The following is a 16,515-nucleotide window of genomic DNA, read 5'->3' as shown; positions in this document are numbered from 1 at the left end:
TGCCACTTTTCGCTTTCCGAGGAGCAAAAAGCCGATTACGGACTTTTTGCGACCCTGTCAAAGTTAAGGTTTTAAGTTTTGACGTTTTGAGTATATTAACATTTAAGTCATGAGATGTTCTTTCTGGATTATGCTATTGGAGGTAAATGACAATGACCATGAGTAACCGGATCTTAAGTGTATTCGCTTTACCGTTGGCTATGCTGTTTCTGGTTTCATGTACGACAGCCGGAGGAAACAGTAATGTAATGGACGAGCAGGAAATCAGTTACCCGCCATATGACGGTCCCAAAAAACGGATCGCCGTCCTGGAGTTTGACAACAAGGTTAACAACAGATGGTGGGATCGCAGCTGGAACATTGAAGACCGGCTTACTGAGATGGTCATCACTGAGTTGATGAAAACTAACCGTTTCATTGTAGTTGAGAGAGGTTCACTTAATGAGGTTCTCTCAGAGCAGGACCTGGGTGCCAGCGGCAGGGTCCGGCAGGAAACAGCTGCCAAAATAGGAGAGGTACTGGGAGCTCAGGTCCTGTTAAAGGGAGCCATCACCGAATTCATCGAAAAAGAGAGTGGCGGCGCCGGTGGGATCCTGATTGGCGGTATAGGCATCGGCGGGAAGACCAGCACCGGGCACGTGGCAATGGATCTGCGCCTTATCGACGCGACCACCGGCCAGATACTACAGTCGGAAAGGGCCGAAGGAAAGATCTCCAGCTCCGGGATCGGTGGAATAGCTTTCTTCAGCGGGGTTGCCTTTGGCGGAACCTCATACAAGAAGACAGCATTGGGAAAAGCGACGCGAGCTGCTGTTTCCGATGCTGTTATGTTCGTAGTCAACAACATGGAAGACCAGCCGTGGCAGGGAATGGTGGTTAAGGCGGAAGGGAACCAGATCTACATTAACGCAGGCTATAATATGAATATCCAGATGGACTCGGTTTTCACTGTCTACTCCAAAGGTGAGGACCTCATCGACCCGGGCAGCGGCCTCAGCCTCGGGAGCGCCCTTTCCCGGTCCGGAACTGTTCGAGTCACTCAGGTTTCGGATAAATTTTCTATTGCAAGCTCTATCGAGGGTTCCGGATTCAAAAGAGGGGATGTGGTTAAACTTCAGTGATTCGTGAATCGTGATTAGTGTTTTGTAAAAACTTCCAGATCCAGATAGTCTTCAATTATCGAGGGCCGCTTAAATGCGGCCCTTTTTTTGTTTTAGGGGTTACGAATAACCAATTACGAATTACGAATTACGGTTCTTCCTGCGTCATATAGCAACCCTTTGTGTGAAAAAACTTATTCATTATGTTGATACAATTACGTAACTTGCTTAATCTGTTGAAAATTATATGTTTTTCTGTTTTTATTATTCCCGATTTATGGTCCCTTTTTTGCTAACCATTAATGTATGGTTTGTAAAAAGGGTAAAATTCTTGTTGTGGATGATGAGCATCTACTGCGTTGGTCCGTTTGCCGCTTTCTGGAAGGTGAAGGCTTCATCGCTCTGGAGGCAGCATCCGGTCCTGAGGCGCTCCAGATCTTGCAGAGTGAGGACATCTGGATTCTCATTACTGACCTGATGATGCCTGTTATGGACGGCATTGAGCTGATTCGGCAGGCTAGAATCCACATCCCTGACCTGACCATACTCGTTATTACTGCTGTGGATTCTCCCGGCCCCATTCATTCCGCCAAGGAAGCAGGCGCCATGCATACCTTTACCAAGCCCATCCCCTTTGAAGACCTTGTAGGAACGATTCAAAGAATCATGTAGCTCCCTTCGGGTGCAGTGAACGGTGAACGGTGAATTGTATCACTGAACATCGTTCTTCCTGTTCACGGTTCACTCTTCACATTTTACTATTACAATCCTCAATTTACTATAACCCCTCTCCGTGATAACTTCCTGACCCATGAACCCATATTCACTTATAGTGGGGGTCAGAGCCCTGGTTTTGATCCCGTTTTCCATCCTTGCTCTCGGCAGCGTGGCCACAATCCTGATCTTTCTCGGTGCAGGCGAGCGTTACATCAACGGTCCCCTGGCTAGATACTGGGCCCGTTTTGTGCTAAGGCTGGCTGCTGCCAGGGTAACTGTTTACGGCCCCGGCAACATCTCCTCGGCAGAAGAATCGTATATAGTGGTTATGAATCACCAGAGTAATATGGACATACCGGTTATCATTCATTCCCTTCCACTTCAGCTTCGATTTATCGGCAAAATAGAACTCAAAAAGGTGCCCATATTCGGAAATGCGCTCATCAGAGCCGGTCACTTTCTCATCGACAGAAGTGATCTCCAGAAGGCAATGGTTGGCATAAATGCGTCAGTTGAGGCAATGAAGGAGCGTGGCGTTTCAGTAGTTTTTGCTCCTGAAGGCACCCGATCCAGTGACGGGAAGCTTCTTCCCTTTAAAAAAGGAGCTTTTGTCATGGCCATCGAAACCGGCATTCAGATACTCCCGATCACGATAAATGGGACAAGGCAATCCCTGCCAAAAGGCAGCTTGTGGACCAGAAGCGCTGACGTTGCAGTTACGATCCACCCGCCTGTACCCACTGGATCATACTCTTATGACGACAGGGAAAAACTTTCGGAAAAGGTGAGATCTATCATTGAAAATGCCCTTGTGGTTCAGCATTGAGAATCCCGAATTGAGCATTGAAAGGGATATTTAATGGCACCAATGAATCCTTCATTCAGCAACGACTAAATTGATGGCTTATAATTCAAAATCCTGAATCCTCAATCAGAAATTAATAGATGACTCCCTTTAAAAGAACATTCATCGCTCTGTACATGGCAATTTTCATGTCTTCATTGGGCCTGGGGATCCTGAGTCCCATCCTCCCGGCGTATGTAGACAGCTTTTCCGCGTCCTCCTTCGTTTTGGGCATCGTATTCGGTATTTACTCGGCGGCAAGGACCCTGTTTATGCCGCCAGTGGGCATCCTCAGTGATCGATTCGGTCGCAAACCCTTTATTCTTTCAGGGCTTTTGCTCTTTGCGGTTGTCTCACCCCTTTACGCATTGGCGGGCAATGTGTACCAGCTGATGCTTGTAAGGTTTTTCCAGGGCATAGCAGCTGCGATGCTCGTACCGGTAGCCATGTCTGCAATAGGAGACCTTTCTCCCCGGGGCAGGGAAGGGTTTATCATGGGGTCCTTCACGTCGGCTTTTTTTGCGGGCCTTGGTTTTGGTCCCCTCATAGGCGGCTTTATGAGTGACAAGTACTCTATGGCAGCGGCATTCTATTCAATGGGGATAATGTCACTTGCCGCTCTTGTTTTCACCGTTTTCGCTCTGCCGTCCCAGCAGGGAGGGTTCAAAGGGAAAGAGGCACCGGAAGTCACTTCCGGCTTTTCCAAAGCCCCGAAACGGCATTTTATCATCATGGACCGACCCATGGCTGGCCTGTTTTTTTTCCGCTTCACGAGGGCTGTAGGAATTGGGCTGGTTTGGGTTATCATGCCTCTTTATGCCGTAAAATCCCTCAACCTGTCGGCACTCCAGGTTGGTATCCTGCTCTCGGTCAACACCTTCATTACTACATTGCTCCAGTCACCGTTTGGACACCTGTCAGACAGGTTCGGGCACATGAAGGCCATCACCGCCGGGAGCGTCCTCGCTGGTGCTGCAGTAGCATTCATCGGGTGGTCCAGGGGTTTTGAGGACCTTCTGTACATTTCAGCGTTCCTTGGGGTCTCCGGGGCGTTGATCGTTCCAGCCGGTTCAGCCCTGGCCGTTTCCCTTGGTAGAACCAGGGGTATGGGCAGGACTATGGGTCTGTACAATTCATCCCTGAGCCTGGGGACCATGCTGGGACCGGTGATAGGTGGTGCTTTGCTCGATCTTGCAAACGTACAGGCTGTATTTCTTAGCGGGTCCATGCTGGGTCTGCTGGGGTTGTCAGTGCTTGTGGTTATGTACCCGTCCGGGGAAAATTCCGAATTCAGGATTGAGAATTAAGTATTGGGGATTGAGTACTCAGGGTCAGGGAGTCCGGTCCTACAGGATCAACTGTTTTTAATTGTCTGGTAATCCTCAATCAGGAATCCTCAATCAGGAATCCTCAATTCGCAATGCAAAGGGACAGAAATGGCTAATTTTCTGTCCCTATACTTGACACATTCCACATGAGGTACTAGATTGCTCACAAATGAGTCTGCATCGAAAAATCCAAATTATACGATATGTTCCATGGGTAATCTGCTTCCTGCTTATAGTCGCCGCTCCTCGTGCTGTGATGGCGGATTACGTCCGGATCAAAGGATCTGTTGTTAACGTTCGGCAGGGACCCGGGACCAGCCATATGGTGCTTTTAAGTGCGGAACAGGGCGAAGAGTTCGATCTTGTCAGCACCGAAGGGCTTTGGTGCCGCATTCAGCTCCAACGTGATCAGGAAGGCTGGGTTTTCCGAAAACTGGTAGAAGTCGTACAGGGGAAAAGGCCCGGTAAAACTACCGGAGAACAGGCGACTGAAGAATCCGGTGCCTCACCAACAACTTTGACCCGGCTATGGAAATTTGCCTATTTTCTTTTTGCAGTCCTTCTCGCCCTGGCGGTCCTCTGGAAAAGGAAAGCTATTCTGCGTTTCTCAGGGGTTAAACTTAGGGAGATCTCCGGATACAAGCGCGAGCAGGCCTTCCGTTACGACAACCGCAAACCCAGTGACGATTCCTGGGAACTCTAAGTTCCCGGTATCGCCTGTTTCAGGCATTTTTAATAAGACGAATGCGCCTTTTTGTTTGACACATCGTTACAATATTGTTATCTAGGCGGGAATTGATTATTTACGAAAATTTTTGAACATCATAGAACTTGGAGAAACATGCGATTAAAATGCGACCTTCATCTGCACACCAGTGAAGACCCCAGGCACAATCTCAATTATTCCGCAAAAGAACTGATCAAGGAAGCTTCAAAAAAGGGCTACCAGGTTGTGTCCATAACAAATCACAACACGATTACCTACGATCAGGGTCTTGCGGAATATGCCCATTCTAACGGAGTTCTGCTCATTGCAGGTGTTGAAGCCACCGTTATGGGAAAGCACGTTCTTATCTACGGTGTGGATGGAATGGATGAGAAGTGGGATAAACTTACATTTTTCGATCTGAAACGACTTAAGGCCAAGGGGGCTTTCATCGTGGCTCCTCATCCCTTTTATCCCAACTATAATTGTCTTGGGAACCTTCTGGAGCGGTTCTCTGGAATGTTTGATGCCGTCGAGTACAGCCACCTCTACACCAAAAAATTGAATTTCAACCTTAAAGCTCAAAGTTTTACCAAATCAAAGGGAATGCCTCTGCTCGGACTTTCCGACTCCCACTCCCTCAAGCAGCTGGATTATACATACACACTCATCAATTCCGAGAAGGATATGTCCTCTGTCTTCGAGGCCATCAGGCAGAACAGGACGACCATCATTACCCGGCCAGCCCGTTTAACAACGAGCAGCGCCGTTGGTATTCAGCTGTTTGCTACTTTCCTTATGCTGCAACTTTTTAAGTAAAACCCGAATTCGGGTCTTATTTACACGTTTGACGTTTGAAGGTTGATGACTTCGCAAAAAGTCATCAACGCGCCCCGAGGGGGGCGCCCGAATCAATGACTGCGGGTGTAAGTCATTGATTTGTAAGGAAAGGGAAAACCACGCTTTTCCCTTTCCGAAGAGCAAAAAGCCGATAACGGACTTTTTGCGACCCTGTCAAGGTTAAACGGGAACAAAAAAAAAGTTGGGAGAGTATTTTCATGTCCTGGTCACTAATGAGGGAGTCGGGATCAGCGACAGGGAAGTGAAAAAGGCCTTCGACGGATGTCCTTTGGATCCGCCTATTTCATGCAGAGCCGCACGATGCCCGCTACTGGCCGGGATGATCTCTTTTTTCCATGGAACGCAGTTTCAAGGGATTGGTCTGTTGCGTGAGACAGGTTTTGATCAGGTTTAAATTACGATCTGGGAGTTCTTTTTGTGCGGAAAGGTGTTTTTTTGCCTGCTGAGCTATGGTCGCGGACAAGACGGGACGAAGGTTGACTGGCTCGTCTCCCCTTTTCTCCTGTGTCCGATCTTCCACTCCTGGTTGTTGATCCCGGTTCCGGTTTCCCTCTTTGGTCTTTGGACTTCCGGCCCGCTATAGCACGAGGAGCGACGCCGGATGGATTTTGGCCTGCTCTTTCTCCGCGTCCACTGCCTGCCCTGAGCTTCTCGAAGGGAGTCTCCGGGTCTCCGCGCCTGGTGCTCTTTTCCGGCCTGCCCCTTGTACCTTTGGGTTTTGGGCTTTTTACTGCCCACCCCTCTTTGGGCTTCCAACTCCTGGGTGCAGGTTTTGTTTCCGGTTCTTCTCTTTGGTCTTTGGTCTTTGGTCTTTGGGTTATTATTACTCCGCGTCCCCGTGTACCTTCATCTCCCTGGTCCATCGGTTCAGGTTGCGGTTTACCCCTTTGGACTTTGGACATTGGACTTTGGACTATTCTATCCCTTCCACCCAGCAGAGTTTCGATCTCCTTCTTCGACAGCTTTTTGAAGCTGCCGGGCTTCATCTTGTCAGGAAGCGCCATCCCGCCAATGGATATCCGCTTGATGCTCAGAACCCGGTGCCCCACAGCCTCGCACATCCGCTTGATCTGGTTCTTCTTCCCCTCTCTCAGGACTATTCTGAGCCAGGTGTTTCTCTCGGTGCCCTTGCCTTTGATGACTGAGATGGAGGCCGGGAGGGTCATCCCGTCTTCAAGTTCAACTCCGCGGCGAAGTTTTTTAAGGCTCGTCAACAGGACCTCACCCTTGACCTTTACCAGGTACGTCTTTGAAAGGTGGCTTGATGGGTGAGTCAGCGTAAGGGTGAGATCCCCATCGTTGGTCAGGATAAGAAGGCCTTCCGCATCCATGTCGAGGCGTCCGGCAGTATGCAGACCCGCCCCGACTTCATCGGGGAGTACGTCGAATACGGTGCTTCTCCCGTGGGGGTCGTCCCGGGTGCAGAGCACTCCGAGAGGCTTATAAAAAATGTAGGTTCTTTTCCTGTCCGCTTTCCCCAGAGTAGTTCCATCTATGGAGATCCGGTCGGTGTTGGGATCAACCATCACCCCCATTTCTGTCACAACCTCTCCGTTGACAGAAACCTTTCCGCCCCGGATCAACTCTTCGGCTGCCCTCCGGGACGCGAATCCGGCGTCGGCAATGGCCTTGTGTAATCTCACAGCGCTCATCGCTTGGTATCGGGGTATTGGTGTATCGGGGTATCGGTGAAAGAAAGTGAATTTTTATCCATTTGTGTTCCTTTATATTGATGTCAATAGAGCTTTGCCTTTTCCCCGGCACACCGTTACGCCGAAACTCTGTTACGTTGAGGCTGAGTCATCAGACTCTGTCTCAACCCCATCCTCATCGTCGCTCAGTCGCTCAGTCTCTTCATCGGGCGAATCTTCTCTCCCCGTATCCCCGTTTCCCCGTTTCGCCGATTCAGGCATATTCCCCATCTCTCCCTCGTCGAGTAGTTCCGTCACCTCTTCCAACGTGGGCAGCGATTCGATGTCCCTGAGGCCGAAATACTCAAGAAATTCCCGTGTCGTTCCGTAGAGGATCGGCCTGCCGGGAGCTTCTTTCCTTCCAAGAATGCGGATCATGGACAAGGATAGCAGAGTTTTAAGAACCGCGCCTGAGTCAACTCCACGAATCTGCTCTATCTCCGCCCTGGTCACGGGCTGCCTGTAGGCGGTGATGGAGAGGGATTCAAGGCTTGACCGGGTCATTCTGCGACGGATCCTGGCAGCGAACAGTTTGCCTATCTGGGCGGAGAACCTTGGATCGCTTCGAAGTTGAAAACCGCCTGCCACCTCCTCAAGGGAAAAACCTCTGGAGTCAGTGGAGTATTCCTCCCCAAGTGCGGCCAGTATCTCATTGACATCGGCCTTATCGATCCCGGAAGCTTCCGAAAGGTTTTCTGTGGACAAGGGTTTTGAGGATGCAAAGAGCAGCGCCTCAACGACGGCTCTCCTGTTGTCAGCGGTCATCTAAATTCTCTCTTTCGGACTCCTCGTGGGGGCTATTTTCCCTGATGGGCTCTCCGCTTCGCACCAGGCTTATAGGGTCTCCGTGATCGGCCTGTACAGCGATAAGGCGGTTGCGCCTGATCAGTTCAAGAACGCTTAGAAAGACGGTTACTATCTTCATCCTGTTATCCAGTCCAGAAAACAGTCCCGCGAAACTCATGCTGGGTTGGTTTGTCAGACGGGATTCGATGAGCTTGATGCCCTCCTCAAGGGTAAAGGATTCCCGTGTAACCTCAACCGGAGTTCTTCTGTCGGCTTGGGATAAAACACGCTGAAAGGCATCCATAAGCTGAAAGATGGTCGCTTCAGTGTACACATCGTCGGTCTGGCTGCTCGTATCGGTCTCGGGCCGAAGGAAGATGTCATGGTGCAGTACCGGCATTCCGGCCAGATCCTCAGCCGCCTTTTTATACTTCTTGTATTCGATGAGTCGTCTTATCAGTTCTTCTCTCGGATCCTCAACTTCACCTTCATCCTCCTCCTCATCCACCGGCAGGAGCGTTCTGGACTTGATGTACATGAGGGTAGCGGCCATTACCAGAAATTCACTTGCAACCTCGAGGTCGAGGTCCCTCATGATATCCAGGTAGCCAAGATACTGGCTGGTTATCTCGGCGATGGGGATATCGTAGATGTCCAGCTCGTTCTTCCTGATCAGGTGAAGCAGAAGATCCAGTGGTCCCTGAAACGACTCCAGCTCGATCCTGTAACTGGAAAGTTGGCTGTCCTCATCGTTTGTGGGTTTTTCTTCCTCGCTCATAATCGGTTCACTCAACTGGTGTAAAGCTTAACCGAGTTTCTGACATCGGACATGGTGCGCTCGGCTTCTACCCTGGCCTTGTTGTTGCCGTCATCCAGGATTTGCCTTACGAGGTTCGGTTTGCTGTCAAGTTCACCCCGCTTTTCCCTCAGAGGTTCAAGGACCTTTTCCAGCGCTTCAAAGAGGATTTTTTTACAGTCGATACAGCCTATACCGGCAGTCCTGCAACCCTCGGCGACCTCAGCCTTCCCTTCATCAGGAGTGAAAAAGCCGTGGAGTTCAAATACAGGGCACTTGTCCGGGTCTCCCGGGTCGGTCCTTCTGACCCTCGCCGGATCAGTCACCATGGGCCGGAGTTTTTCCCAGACCGTCTCGGAATTATCTTTCAGATAGATGGCGTTATCGTAACTCTTGCTCATCTTTCTACCGTCGGTTCCGGGCACTTTGGGAGCTTCGGTGAGCAGCTCCAGCGGTTCCGGGAAGACCCCCCCCCCTTCATCAATCTCCGGTGCCTGCTCTGAGCCTGTCGAAGAGTACATGAAATTAAAGCGCCGCACGATCTCTCTGGCAAGTTCCAGGTGGGGAAGCTGATCGATGCCTACTGGAACATAGTTTGCCCGGTATATGATGATATCAGCCGTCTGCAGGAGTGGGTAGCCCAGGAACCCGTAGGTGGCCAGGTCCTTGTGGGACATCTGCTGCCTGACCTCCTTGTAAGAGGGTACTCTTTCCAGCCAGGACAACGGGGTGATCATGGAAAGCAGGACCAGAAGTTCAGCGTGTTCCAGGATCGCGGACTGGAGAAAAAGGGTACACCGTTCAGGATCAAGCCCCACGCTCAGCCAGTCCTTTACGATCTCTTCAGTGTACTCAGCTAATGTCCCGGCCTCATCGTACATAGTGGACAGGGCGTGCCAGTCAGCCACAAAATAAAAACATTCGTACTCTTCCTGGAGCCGGACCCAGTTGCCCAGGGCCCCGAGGTAATGTCCGATGTGAAGAGGACCTGTAGGCCTCATACCAGATAAAACACGCTTCATGCTTCCTCCCTGTATTCTGATCGGAGTACTCCGATTAGAAGCTGGTATTCAAAATACTCCACTTTAGGGCGTTAATTTTGAAAAAAGCAGCCAAGCTTCCAATACTTATAACGAATTACCAGAATCTCTCATATTTCACCCTTTTTCGGGCAAAATGACGTTTCAATAAATTATTCCTAGATGGGGATGGCGAAAACCGTACCTATTAAACCGATTATCAAGGAATAGAAAGGATCGATGATCCGCCAAAGGAGCCCCGTGAACATCAGGGCAAGAAGGATGATAAACCCGTATCGGTCGTGCCGCGAATAAACCTGGGCCTGATGGGCCGGAAGGATCCCTTCAACGATGTGGCTGCCGTCCAGGGGATATACCGGGATGAGGTTGAGAACTCCCAGGACCACCGAAATGTGAATTCCGAAAACGACCATGGCAGCCAACGGCTTGAAAACGGGAGAGGATACAATATCGGCGTATCCCGGAAACCAGAGCAGAATGCGGTAAACAAGGGCAAGGATCCCAGCCATGGCAAAGTTGCTGGCCGGCCCGGCCAGAGAAACGATGGCGTTATCTTTTCGCGGTGATTTGAAGTTGAAGCTGTTGACGGGGACAGGTTTGGCCCAACCGAAAAGGATCCCCGTTCCGGAAAATGCCAGCATAAGCGGAACGAGAATAGTCCCTACAGGATCGATGTGCTTGATGGGGTTAAGGGTGACCCTTCCCAACAGCTTGGCTGTGTAATCACCCTTACGAAAGGCCATGTACCCGTGGGCCATCTCGTGGACAGATATGGCAAGCATGAGCGGGGGCAGCTGAATGATCAATTTGAGGATAATTTGACTGTTCACAAGGTTTCCTTAAAAGAAAGAATGTTGAATGTAGAACCCAGAACCTGGAAGAGTACTCTGTACTTGTAATACCTTCTGATCGTAGCATGCAAATATATTTGAAGCGTGATTGGTTTAAGGTCTTTATTCTACTTTCTACATTCCGCATTCTACGTTCAAGCCGGGCCACGGGCCCGGCAGTGGACATTCCTAGCATGGGGTAAGGGGGGTGTCAAATGATTGAGCCGACATATTAAATCCAGGCTCAATCAGTGCACCGGTGCACTCGTGCACAAGTGCAGCTACTTCCTTTCCCCTGTCCCCTTTTTCCTTTTCCCAGGTTCACTTTTCAATGGAAAGTGAACCTTCACCCACTCCCTCTCCTCCGACAGCGAATTAACGACACCGTCCACCCTCGCATCCTGAAGCGCCTGCATAATGTCCCGGTATACCGGCCCCGAGGAGTATCCCATCTCCCTTAGTTCCTTGCCCCCCACCTCCCTTTTGATGAACCTTAACCGGGACAGATAAACCGAAATACCCTTAACGGTGTCCTCCCTTTTTGTAAGGGACATAATGGTCAGCAGATCCTCCACTTCCACCCCTCCCAGGAGTCCTGCGATCCAACTGGGTTTATTATCGTCGGTTCGCGCCAACTCCTTCATGGTGGAGGAGACCTTTTCCCATTTTCCCCGATATGTCATTTTTTGATGCTCATTGAGGTGGAAAAGCTCGAGGATCTGTTCCCTCTCCTTGAGGGCCTTCATCATCATGAGTGCATTGAAATAGATCTGCCCCACGTCCGGTTCCTCGTCCAGGAAAAGCAAACCGAACCATGAGTTTATCTTATCGACCTGTTGAAAAATGCTCCTGATCTTGCTGGAAAAGGCCAGAGAGGGGTGCAGTGAAGTCAGTATCCCTAGTTCTTCCATCCTGTCGAAAGCCCGGATAGGGTTATCTCCCCTCAGGATGATCATGATCTCGTTGAGGACACGGGGTCCCTGGGCCTGCCTCAGGTAACCTTTTTTGATCGCCCCTTTCATGAGGTACTCGGTATGTTTCCCGATCCTGAAATCAAATTTTTGTTCGAACCGGACAGCCCTGATGATGCGTGTCGGGTCATCGACAAAACTGAGGTTGTGGAGGATTCTAATAGTTTTGTCCTTAAGGTCCTTCAAACCGTTAAAGTGATCCACCACCTGCCCGAATGATTCCGGGTTGAGTTTAACGGCAAGAGCGTTAACGGTGAAATCCCGTCTGTACAGGTCAAGTTTAATGGAGCCTCGCTCAACCATAGGGTATTCCCCCGGTGATGAGTAATATTCGGCCCTGGCCGAAGCCACGTCCAGCTTGAATCCGTCAGGGAGGATGATGACCGCCGTTTGGAATTTCCGGTGCACCCTGATCCGAGCCTTCAGGCGCCGAGACAGCTTCCTCGCAAACTCGATGGCATCCCCCTCCACCACGAGGTCAACATCCAGGTTCTTTTGCCTTAAAATGAGGTCCCTGACGAGGCCGCCCACAAAATAGGCCTTGTCTCCAGATTCATCGGCAACCTTTCCAGCCGTTTTCAGGATGCGTTTGGTTCTGGTGTCCAGGATCTCCCTCAAAAGCTCACTGAGGTTTCGGACCCGACCCTCCGGTGCGTCACCTTCTTCTGAGGTTTCTTCGAAAGACTGGGTCCTCCGGAAATCATCGTGCATGGCCTCGAGGAGGTCCGTTCGCGTGATAACGCCGAGGACCGTGTCCCCCTCCATCACCGGAAGCATCCTTTGCCTTTTCTCGATGATGTACTCACGCACCTTTTCAAGGCTTGATGCCCTCGAAACGGTAGAGAATCCGGTGAGCATATACTCCTTCAAAGGTGAGTGAGCCAGACCATGTTGAATGGCTCTTTCCACAACACCTCTGGTAATTATCCCCGTAAGCCTGTGTGCCTCGCTCATTACCGGAATGGAGTTGATATTAAACCGGGTCATCATCTCGGCCGCCGCCTCGATAGGGTCTGATTCGAGTATTTTCATAACAGGGGAAGACATGATACTTCCGGCGTTGACCCTTTCCCCCACCATCTGGTTTAAAAGGGTCATGAGCCTTTCCTGGACCTGTATTAGGGTGAATTCCCGAATGGATGCAGACGCGGCGGTCTGGTGACCGCCCCCTCCAAACTCCTCCGCTATCCTCGACACATTTAGTTCCGGAAGACGGCTTCGGGCAACAAGAATGATCCGCTCCTCCATCCTCACCATGACAATGAGGGCGTTGAGGTTTTCCATGTCCATCATCTTGTGGACCAGGAGGGCAAGTTCACCCACGTACTCATCCGTTGAGGCCGAGGCCGTGGCAACAGGGATACCGTGGATGTTGTTAATTTTCATGGAGGTGAGAAGGTCGTGGAGAAGCTGAACCTGTCGCGTGTCCATATCCCTGGATATAAAGGTGGGGATGATCTCCAGGTGCGCTCCCCTTTTGAGCAGGTAGGAAACAGCATCGAAATCTCTGGCCGTAGTTGAGGCGAAAGTCAGGGAACCTGTATCCTCATATATGCCCAGGGCCATGATCGTAGCTTCCTCGGGGGTGATCTTCTTTCTCTTTTTCCTCAAAAGCTCCACAAGGATGGTGGTCGTAGCACCCACAGGCTCCACGATATCAATGGTTCCCCGGTAATCCTGCTCTGTTCTGGGATGGTGATCGTAGATGTGAAGCTCAACGTCATCCCGCTGGGCCACTTCGTCAAAAGGCCCGAGCCGGCCCATGATATTGATGTCAACCAGGATGAGCCGTTTGATAGCGGTAAGGTCGATGTCTCTTATGCGCTCGAAAGGAAATAAGATTAGGGAGGATTTTAAGAAAAATTCACGGAGGTTGCGTTCCTGGGAGCCGGGGAAGACTAAGTGGGCTTCCGGATAGAGCTTTTTCGCCGCGATCATGGACGCAAGTGCGTCGAAATCGGCATTTAAGTGCGTGGTTATTACATCCATAAATAAGCACCCAGTACCCAGGAGCCAGGAGCCAGGAGGACAATATTATTAAACGTTATAATCAAAACCATTGATTTTCACTCTCGATTTTCAATAATACGATCCGGTGACTCTGGCCTTGCATCTTACGCACTCTTGAAGCCCTCAAACCTCCCAAAAAACAAGCTATTAATACGGCGCACGATAGCGGGCAATCTGCTGCGTTCTCAGTCGCGCGTGATCCTCGAAGTACTCGGCTATGTACGTCTCCGGTCCCACGCTCCCTCGGGCCTTGCATCTCACCCATTCTCCCGCGCCGATAACCGCATCCTTTCAAGTGCGGTAATTTGCCGGCTGGCTTCTCTATCGAGCCTCGCATCCCCTCGACCAAGCTCGGGGCCTGAGCCTGTCGAACGGCTGACCCACTCTCCTTCGCCTCAAACCTCCAGGCAAAGATATTAACAAGTTTGAAACCGTGGTGCTCTGACACCCGATACCGCGCAATAGGTCGAATTATCCCGAATGGGGAAAGTGTGCCAGGTTTCCGGCCTGACTGCCTCACCTAACCGTTTGCAGCAGTTTCAAGGTCAGGCAAAAGCTTGATCTTGCGTATTTCCTTTGCCGCAGGTGAATTAACGACATGGTATAGATCCCATGCGAGCTGGAGATTGAGCCAGAATTGGGCCTCCATGCCGAACAACTGTTCAAGCCTCAATGCCGTGTCAGGAGTAACGCCCCGTTTCCCATGTACCAGCTCATTGATCCTGGGATAGGAGACACCGAGCTTTTCGGCCAGTTCAACCTGTGTCATGTTCAGTGGCCTCAGGAACTCTTCCATGAGCATTTCACCAGGGTGCGTCGGTGCCCCATGCTTTGGTATGCGAACCATTCCTCTCCTCCATCCATGAGCCTCAGGGGTTAATCCCATAGGGCTCTATTAATTAGTGATAATCCGTGATCTCGATGCGTTCCGGCCCTTCGTCTAACCAAACAAAGCATATACGGAACTGGTCATTGATACGGATGCTGTGCTGGCCAACGCGTTCCCCTTTCATAGCCTCCAGCCTGTTTCCGGGAGGTATCCGGAGTGAATTCAGGGTAACCACGGCATTGAGCTGGTCCATTTTTCGCTGCGCCACAGGCCAAATGTTTTCCGGGCAGGAACGACGTGCCTCCCGGGATCTCTTTCGATTGAAAATGTCTTCGGTGCCTTTGTCGTTAAATGACTTGATCAATCCTTGAAACCTCCTGAATCAGGCACCCTAATGTCGCATTTATAACGGATAATGTTATACGTGTCAATCATCCCATTGGGAACAAAACGGTACCTGAGAATGGAGAGGCTATAGGAGGCCGAGATGACGACAGCAGCCTGAGCTTGAGGAGCAACCAGATCGAAACGTCCGAAAATCAAATGTGCGAAAAATTCTGGACACTACCCCCAACATCGGGATTGCCGCGTCGCTCTCGCCCATCTCAATGCTCCTCGCAATGACCCGTCGTCGCCTCTGGTTTTGACGTGGCAGGCAAGCACGATTGGATTCCGGCTCACGACTTCATCGTGTCCGGAATGACGAAATTAAATGCCTGTTTATGATTTTCTCTGCGAACTATGCGACTCTGCGCGAAACAGAACTTATCGCATTTATAAAAACCACGGTTTTGACTTGAAAATTTGCTCTTTCGCTCAGTCGCACAGTCGCCAAATCGAAGCGTTCTTTCATTGGTTCCACTCCGCGTCCCCGTGTCACCGCGTCCCCGCGTCTTATGATTTCTGACTCCTGGCTCCTGGCTCCCGTGTACTGGGTACTCACCCACATCATCCTCTCGGATGAAACTTCTTATGCACTTCCTTCAGGTGCTCGCGGCTGATGTGGGTATATATCTGCGTCGTTACTATATTCGCATGCCCCAGAAGGATCTGGACGCTGCGCAGGTCCGCGCCGCCTTCCAGCAGGTGGGTGGCGAAGCTGTGGCGGAAGGTGTGGGGGTGGATGGCTGGTAATCCGGCTTCTTTGGCATATTTGCGTATCTTGAGCCAGAACGCCTGCCGGGTGATGTGCGCCTTGCCACCCCTGCCGGGGAAGAGAAAGGCGTTCAGGCGGCCTTTAAGGAGATGTGGGCGGGCTTCTTTGGTGTATCGGTCAAGCCAGTAAAGGGCCTCTTTGCCCAAAGGCGTCAGTCTCTGGTGCGATCCCTTGCCTGTAACCCGTAGAAATCCGGCCTCACGGTTTATATCCTCCATCCTTAACCCCAGAAGCTCAGACACTCTCAACCCGGCAGCGTAGGTCATTTCCATCATGGCCTTGTCTCTTAATCCTGTATTTTTTGACGTTTCCGGCTGCTTGAGGAGAAGATCCATCTGGCTCAAGGATAGGACATCGGGAAGGTTTTGGGGAATCTGGAGAGGTCCGATGTTTTCGGCCGGGTTTTTGCTCAGATGGCCAGTGGCTACCAGGTAACGGTGAAACCCCCTGACAGTTACAACCTTCCTCCTGGCGGATTTTGCCGCCAGGCCCTCGTCCCTCAGATGGGCGATGAATAAATAAATATGGGAAGCCCGGACCTGTCCCGGTTCTGATATTCCCTGGCTTGACAGGAAGTTTTTGTAGTCTTCCAGGTCGCCGCGGTAGGCTGACAGGGTGTTGTCTGCAAGGCCCTTTTCGATGAGGAGGTGGTCGAGATATGTATCAATTAAAGGCTGCATGTTTAGTACGCAGCACGCAGCACGCAGAACGCAGTAAAAATAAATTTCAGTAAACTCTTCATGCCTAATTTTACCTGTTTAAACTTGATAGAGTCGCAAAAAGTCCAATCCGGGACTTTTCGCTCCACGGAAAGGGAAAAACGTCGTTTTCCCTTTCCTTACAAATCAAT

At 50.8% G+C, this 16,515-nt stretch carries 15 protein-coding genes; 6 read left to right on the top strand and 9 right to left on the bottom strand.

All coding sequences use genetic code 11. The features are described 5' to 3' along the window. Window positions 1-152 precede the first annotated feature (152 nt). From P1S59_08955 to P1S59_08930, 6 genes are all read left to right on the top strand, one after another. Entirely contained in the window at window positions 153-1,121 is a 969-nt protein-coding gene (locus P1S59_08955) for a CsgG/HfaB family protein (protein ID MDF1526380.1), read from the top strand. Between the two features lie 285 nt (window positions 1,122-1,406). After that, complete coding sequence (locus P1S59_08950; GenBank protein MDF1526379.1) at window positions 1,407-1,772, top strand: response regulator; 366 nt, start codon at window positions 1,407-1,409, stop codon at window positions 1,770-1,772. Between the two features lie 139 nt (window positions 1,773-1,911). Next, window positions 1,912-2,643 carry a lysophospholipid acyltransferase family protein gene (locus P1S59_08945; GenBank protein ID MDF1526378.1) on the top strand — a complete coding sequence of 244 codons (732 nt, stop codon included), beginning with the start codon at window positions 1,912-1,914 and terminating at the stop codon, window positions 2,641-2,643. Window positions 2,644-2,762: 119 nt separating this feature from the next. Continuing rightward, complete coding sequence (locus P1S59_08940; GenBank protein MDF1526377.1) at window positions 2,763-3,968, top strand: MFS transporter; 1,206 nt, start codon at window positions 2,763-2,765, stop codon at window positions 3,966-3,968. A 277-nt stretch (window positions 3,969-4,245) separates the two neighbouring features. Next, window positions 4,246-4,692, top strand: coding sequence for an SH3 domain-containing protein (locus P1S59_08935; GenBank protein MDF1526376.1), 447 nt, complete (start codon window positions 4,246-4,248; stop codon window positions 4,690-4,692). A gap of 138 nt (window positions 4,693-4,830) precedes the next feature. Beyond that, window positions 4,831-5,514, top strand: a complete 684-nt coding sequence (locus tag P1S59_08930; GenBank protein ID MDF1526375.1) for a PHP domain-containing protein — start codon at window positions 4,831-4,833, stop codon at window positions 5,512-5,514. 437 nt (window positions 5,515-5,951) lie between these two features. Here P1S59_08930 and P1S59_08925 read toward each other — a convergent pair whose 3' ends face one another. The 9 genes from P1S59_08925 to xerD form a co-directional block, all read right to left on the bottom strand. Then, the gene (locus P1S59_08925) at window positions 5,952-7,199 is read right to left on the bottom strand and encodes a pseudouridine synthase (protein ID MDF1526374.1); all 1,248 of its coding nucleotides are present in this window, start codon (window positions 7,197-7,199) and stop codon (window positions 5,952-5,954) included. A 141-nt stretch (window positions 7,200-7,340) separates the two neighbouring features. Next, window positions 7,341-8,012 carry an SMC-Scp complex subunit ScpB gene (gene scpB, locus P1S59_08920; GenBank protein MDF1526373.1) on the bottom strand — a complete coding sequence of 224 codons (672 nt, stop codon included), beginning with the start codon at window positions 8,010-8,012 and terminating at the stop codon, window positions 7,341-7,343. Beyond that, window positions 8,002-8,811, bottom strand: coding sequence for a segregation/condensation protein A (locus P1S59_08915; protein MDF1526372.1), 810 nt, complete (start codon window positions 8,809-8,811; stop codon window positions 8,002-8,004). The genes scpB and P1S59_08915 overlap by 11 nt, the downstream gene beginning before the upstream one ends. An 11-nt stretch (window positions 8,812-8,822) precedes the next feature. Then, window positions 8,823-9,851, bottom strand: a complete 1,029-nt coding sequence (trpS, locus tag P1S59_08910; protein MDF1526371.1) for a tryptophan--tRNA ligase — start codon at window positions 9,849-9,851, stop codon at window positions 8,823-8,825. A gap of 176 nt (window positions 9,852-10,027) precedes the next feature. Further along, window positions 10,028-10,699, bottom strand: coding sequence for a site-2 protease family protein (locus P1S59_08905; protein ID MDF1526370.1), 672 nt, complete (start codon window positions 10,697-10,699; stop codon window positions 10,028-10,030). Window positions 10,700-10,980: 281 nt separating this feature from the next. Next, window positions 10,981-13,659, bottom strand: a complete 2,679-nt coding sequence (locus P1S59_08900) for a CBS domain-containing protein (GenBank protein ID MDF1526369.1) — start codon at window positions 13,657-13,659, stop codon at window positions 10,981-10,983. A 541-nt stretch (window positions 13,660-14,200) separates the two neighbouring features. Then, entirely contained in the window at window positions 14,201-14,527 is a 327-nt protein-coding gene (locus P1S59_08895) for a HigA family addiction module antitoxin (protein ID MDF1526368.1), read from the bottom strand. A 52-nt stretch (window positions 14,528-14,579) separates the two neighbouring features. Then, entirely contained in the window at window positions 14,580-14,873 is a 294-nt protein-coding gene (locus P1S59_08890) for a type II toxin-antitoxin system RelE/ParE family toxin (protein MDF1526367.1), read from the bottom strand. Between the two features lie 584 nt (window positions 14,874-15,457). Then, on the bottom strand, window positions 15,458-16,345 hold the full coding sequence (xerD, locus tag P1S59_08885) for a site-specific tyrosine recombinase XerD (GenBank protein MDF1526366.1): 888 nt from the start codon (window positions 16,343-16,345) through the stop codon (window positions 15,458-15,460). Between the last annotated feature and the right edge of the window lie 170 nt (window positions 16,346-16,515).

This window comes from bacterium, from assembly GCA_029210965.1.
Lineage (GTDB): Bacteria > BMS3Abin14 > BMS3Abin14 > BMS3Abin14 > BMS3Abin14 > JALHUC01.
This window is presented reverse-complemented; position numbering and strand designations above follow the sequence as displayed.

Excerpts from the sequence above, each read along its gene's own strand:
- P1S59_08915 (MDF1526372.1), bottom strand. The coding sequence starts at position 8,811 with ATGAGCGAGGAAGAAAAACCCACAAACGATGAGGACAGCCAACTTTCC.
- P1S59_08945 (MDF1526378.1), top strand. The coding sequence starts at position 1,912 with ATGAACCCATATTCACTTATAGTGGGGGTCAGAGCCCTGGTTTTGATC.
- P1S59_08940 (MDF1526377.1), top strand. The coding sequence starts at position 2,763 with ATGACTCCCTTTAAAAGAACATTCATCGCTCTGTACATGGCAATTTTC.
- xerD (MDF1526366.1), bottom strand. The coding sequence starts at position 16,345 with ATGCAGCCTTTAATTGATACATATCTCGACCACCTCCTCATCGAAAAG.
- trpS (MDF1526371.1), bottom strand. The coding sequence starts at position 9,851 with ATGAAGCGTGTTTTATCTGGTATGAGGCCTACAGGTCCTCTTCACATC.
- P1S59_08955 (MDF1526380.1), top strand. The coding sequence starts at position 153 with ATGACCATGAGTAACCGGATCTTAAGTGTATTCGCTTTACCGTTGGCT.
- P1S59_08900 (MDF1526369.1), bottom strand. The coding sequence starts at position 13,659 with ATGGATGTAATAACCACGCACTTAAATGCCGATTTCGACGCACTTGCG.
- scpB (MDF1526373.1), bottom strand. The coding sequence starts at position 8,012 with ATGACCGCTGACAACAGGAGAGCCGTCGTTGAGGCGCTGCTCTTTGCA.
- P1S59_08895 (MDF1526368.1), bottom strand. The coding sequence starts at position 14,527 with ATGGTTCGCATACCAAAGCATGGGGCACCGACGCACCCTGGTGAAATG.
- P1S59_08950 (MDF1526379.1), top strand. The coding sequence starts at position 1,407 with ATGGTTTGTAAAAAGGGTAAAATTCTTGTTGTGGATGATGAGCATCTA.
- P1S59_08935 (MDF1526376.1), top strand. The coding sequence starts at position 4,246 with ATGGCGGATTACGTCCGGATCAAAGGATCTGTTGTTAACGTTCGGCAG.
- P1S59_08930 (MDF1526375.1), top strand. The coding sequence starts at position 4,831 with ATGCGATTAAAATGCGACCTTCATCTGCACACCAGTGAAGACCCCAGG.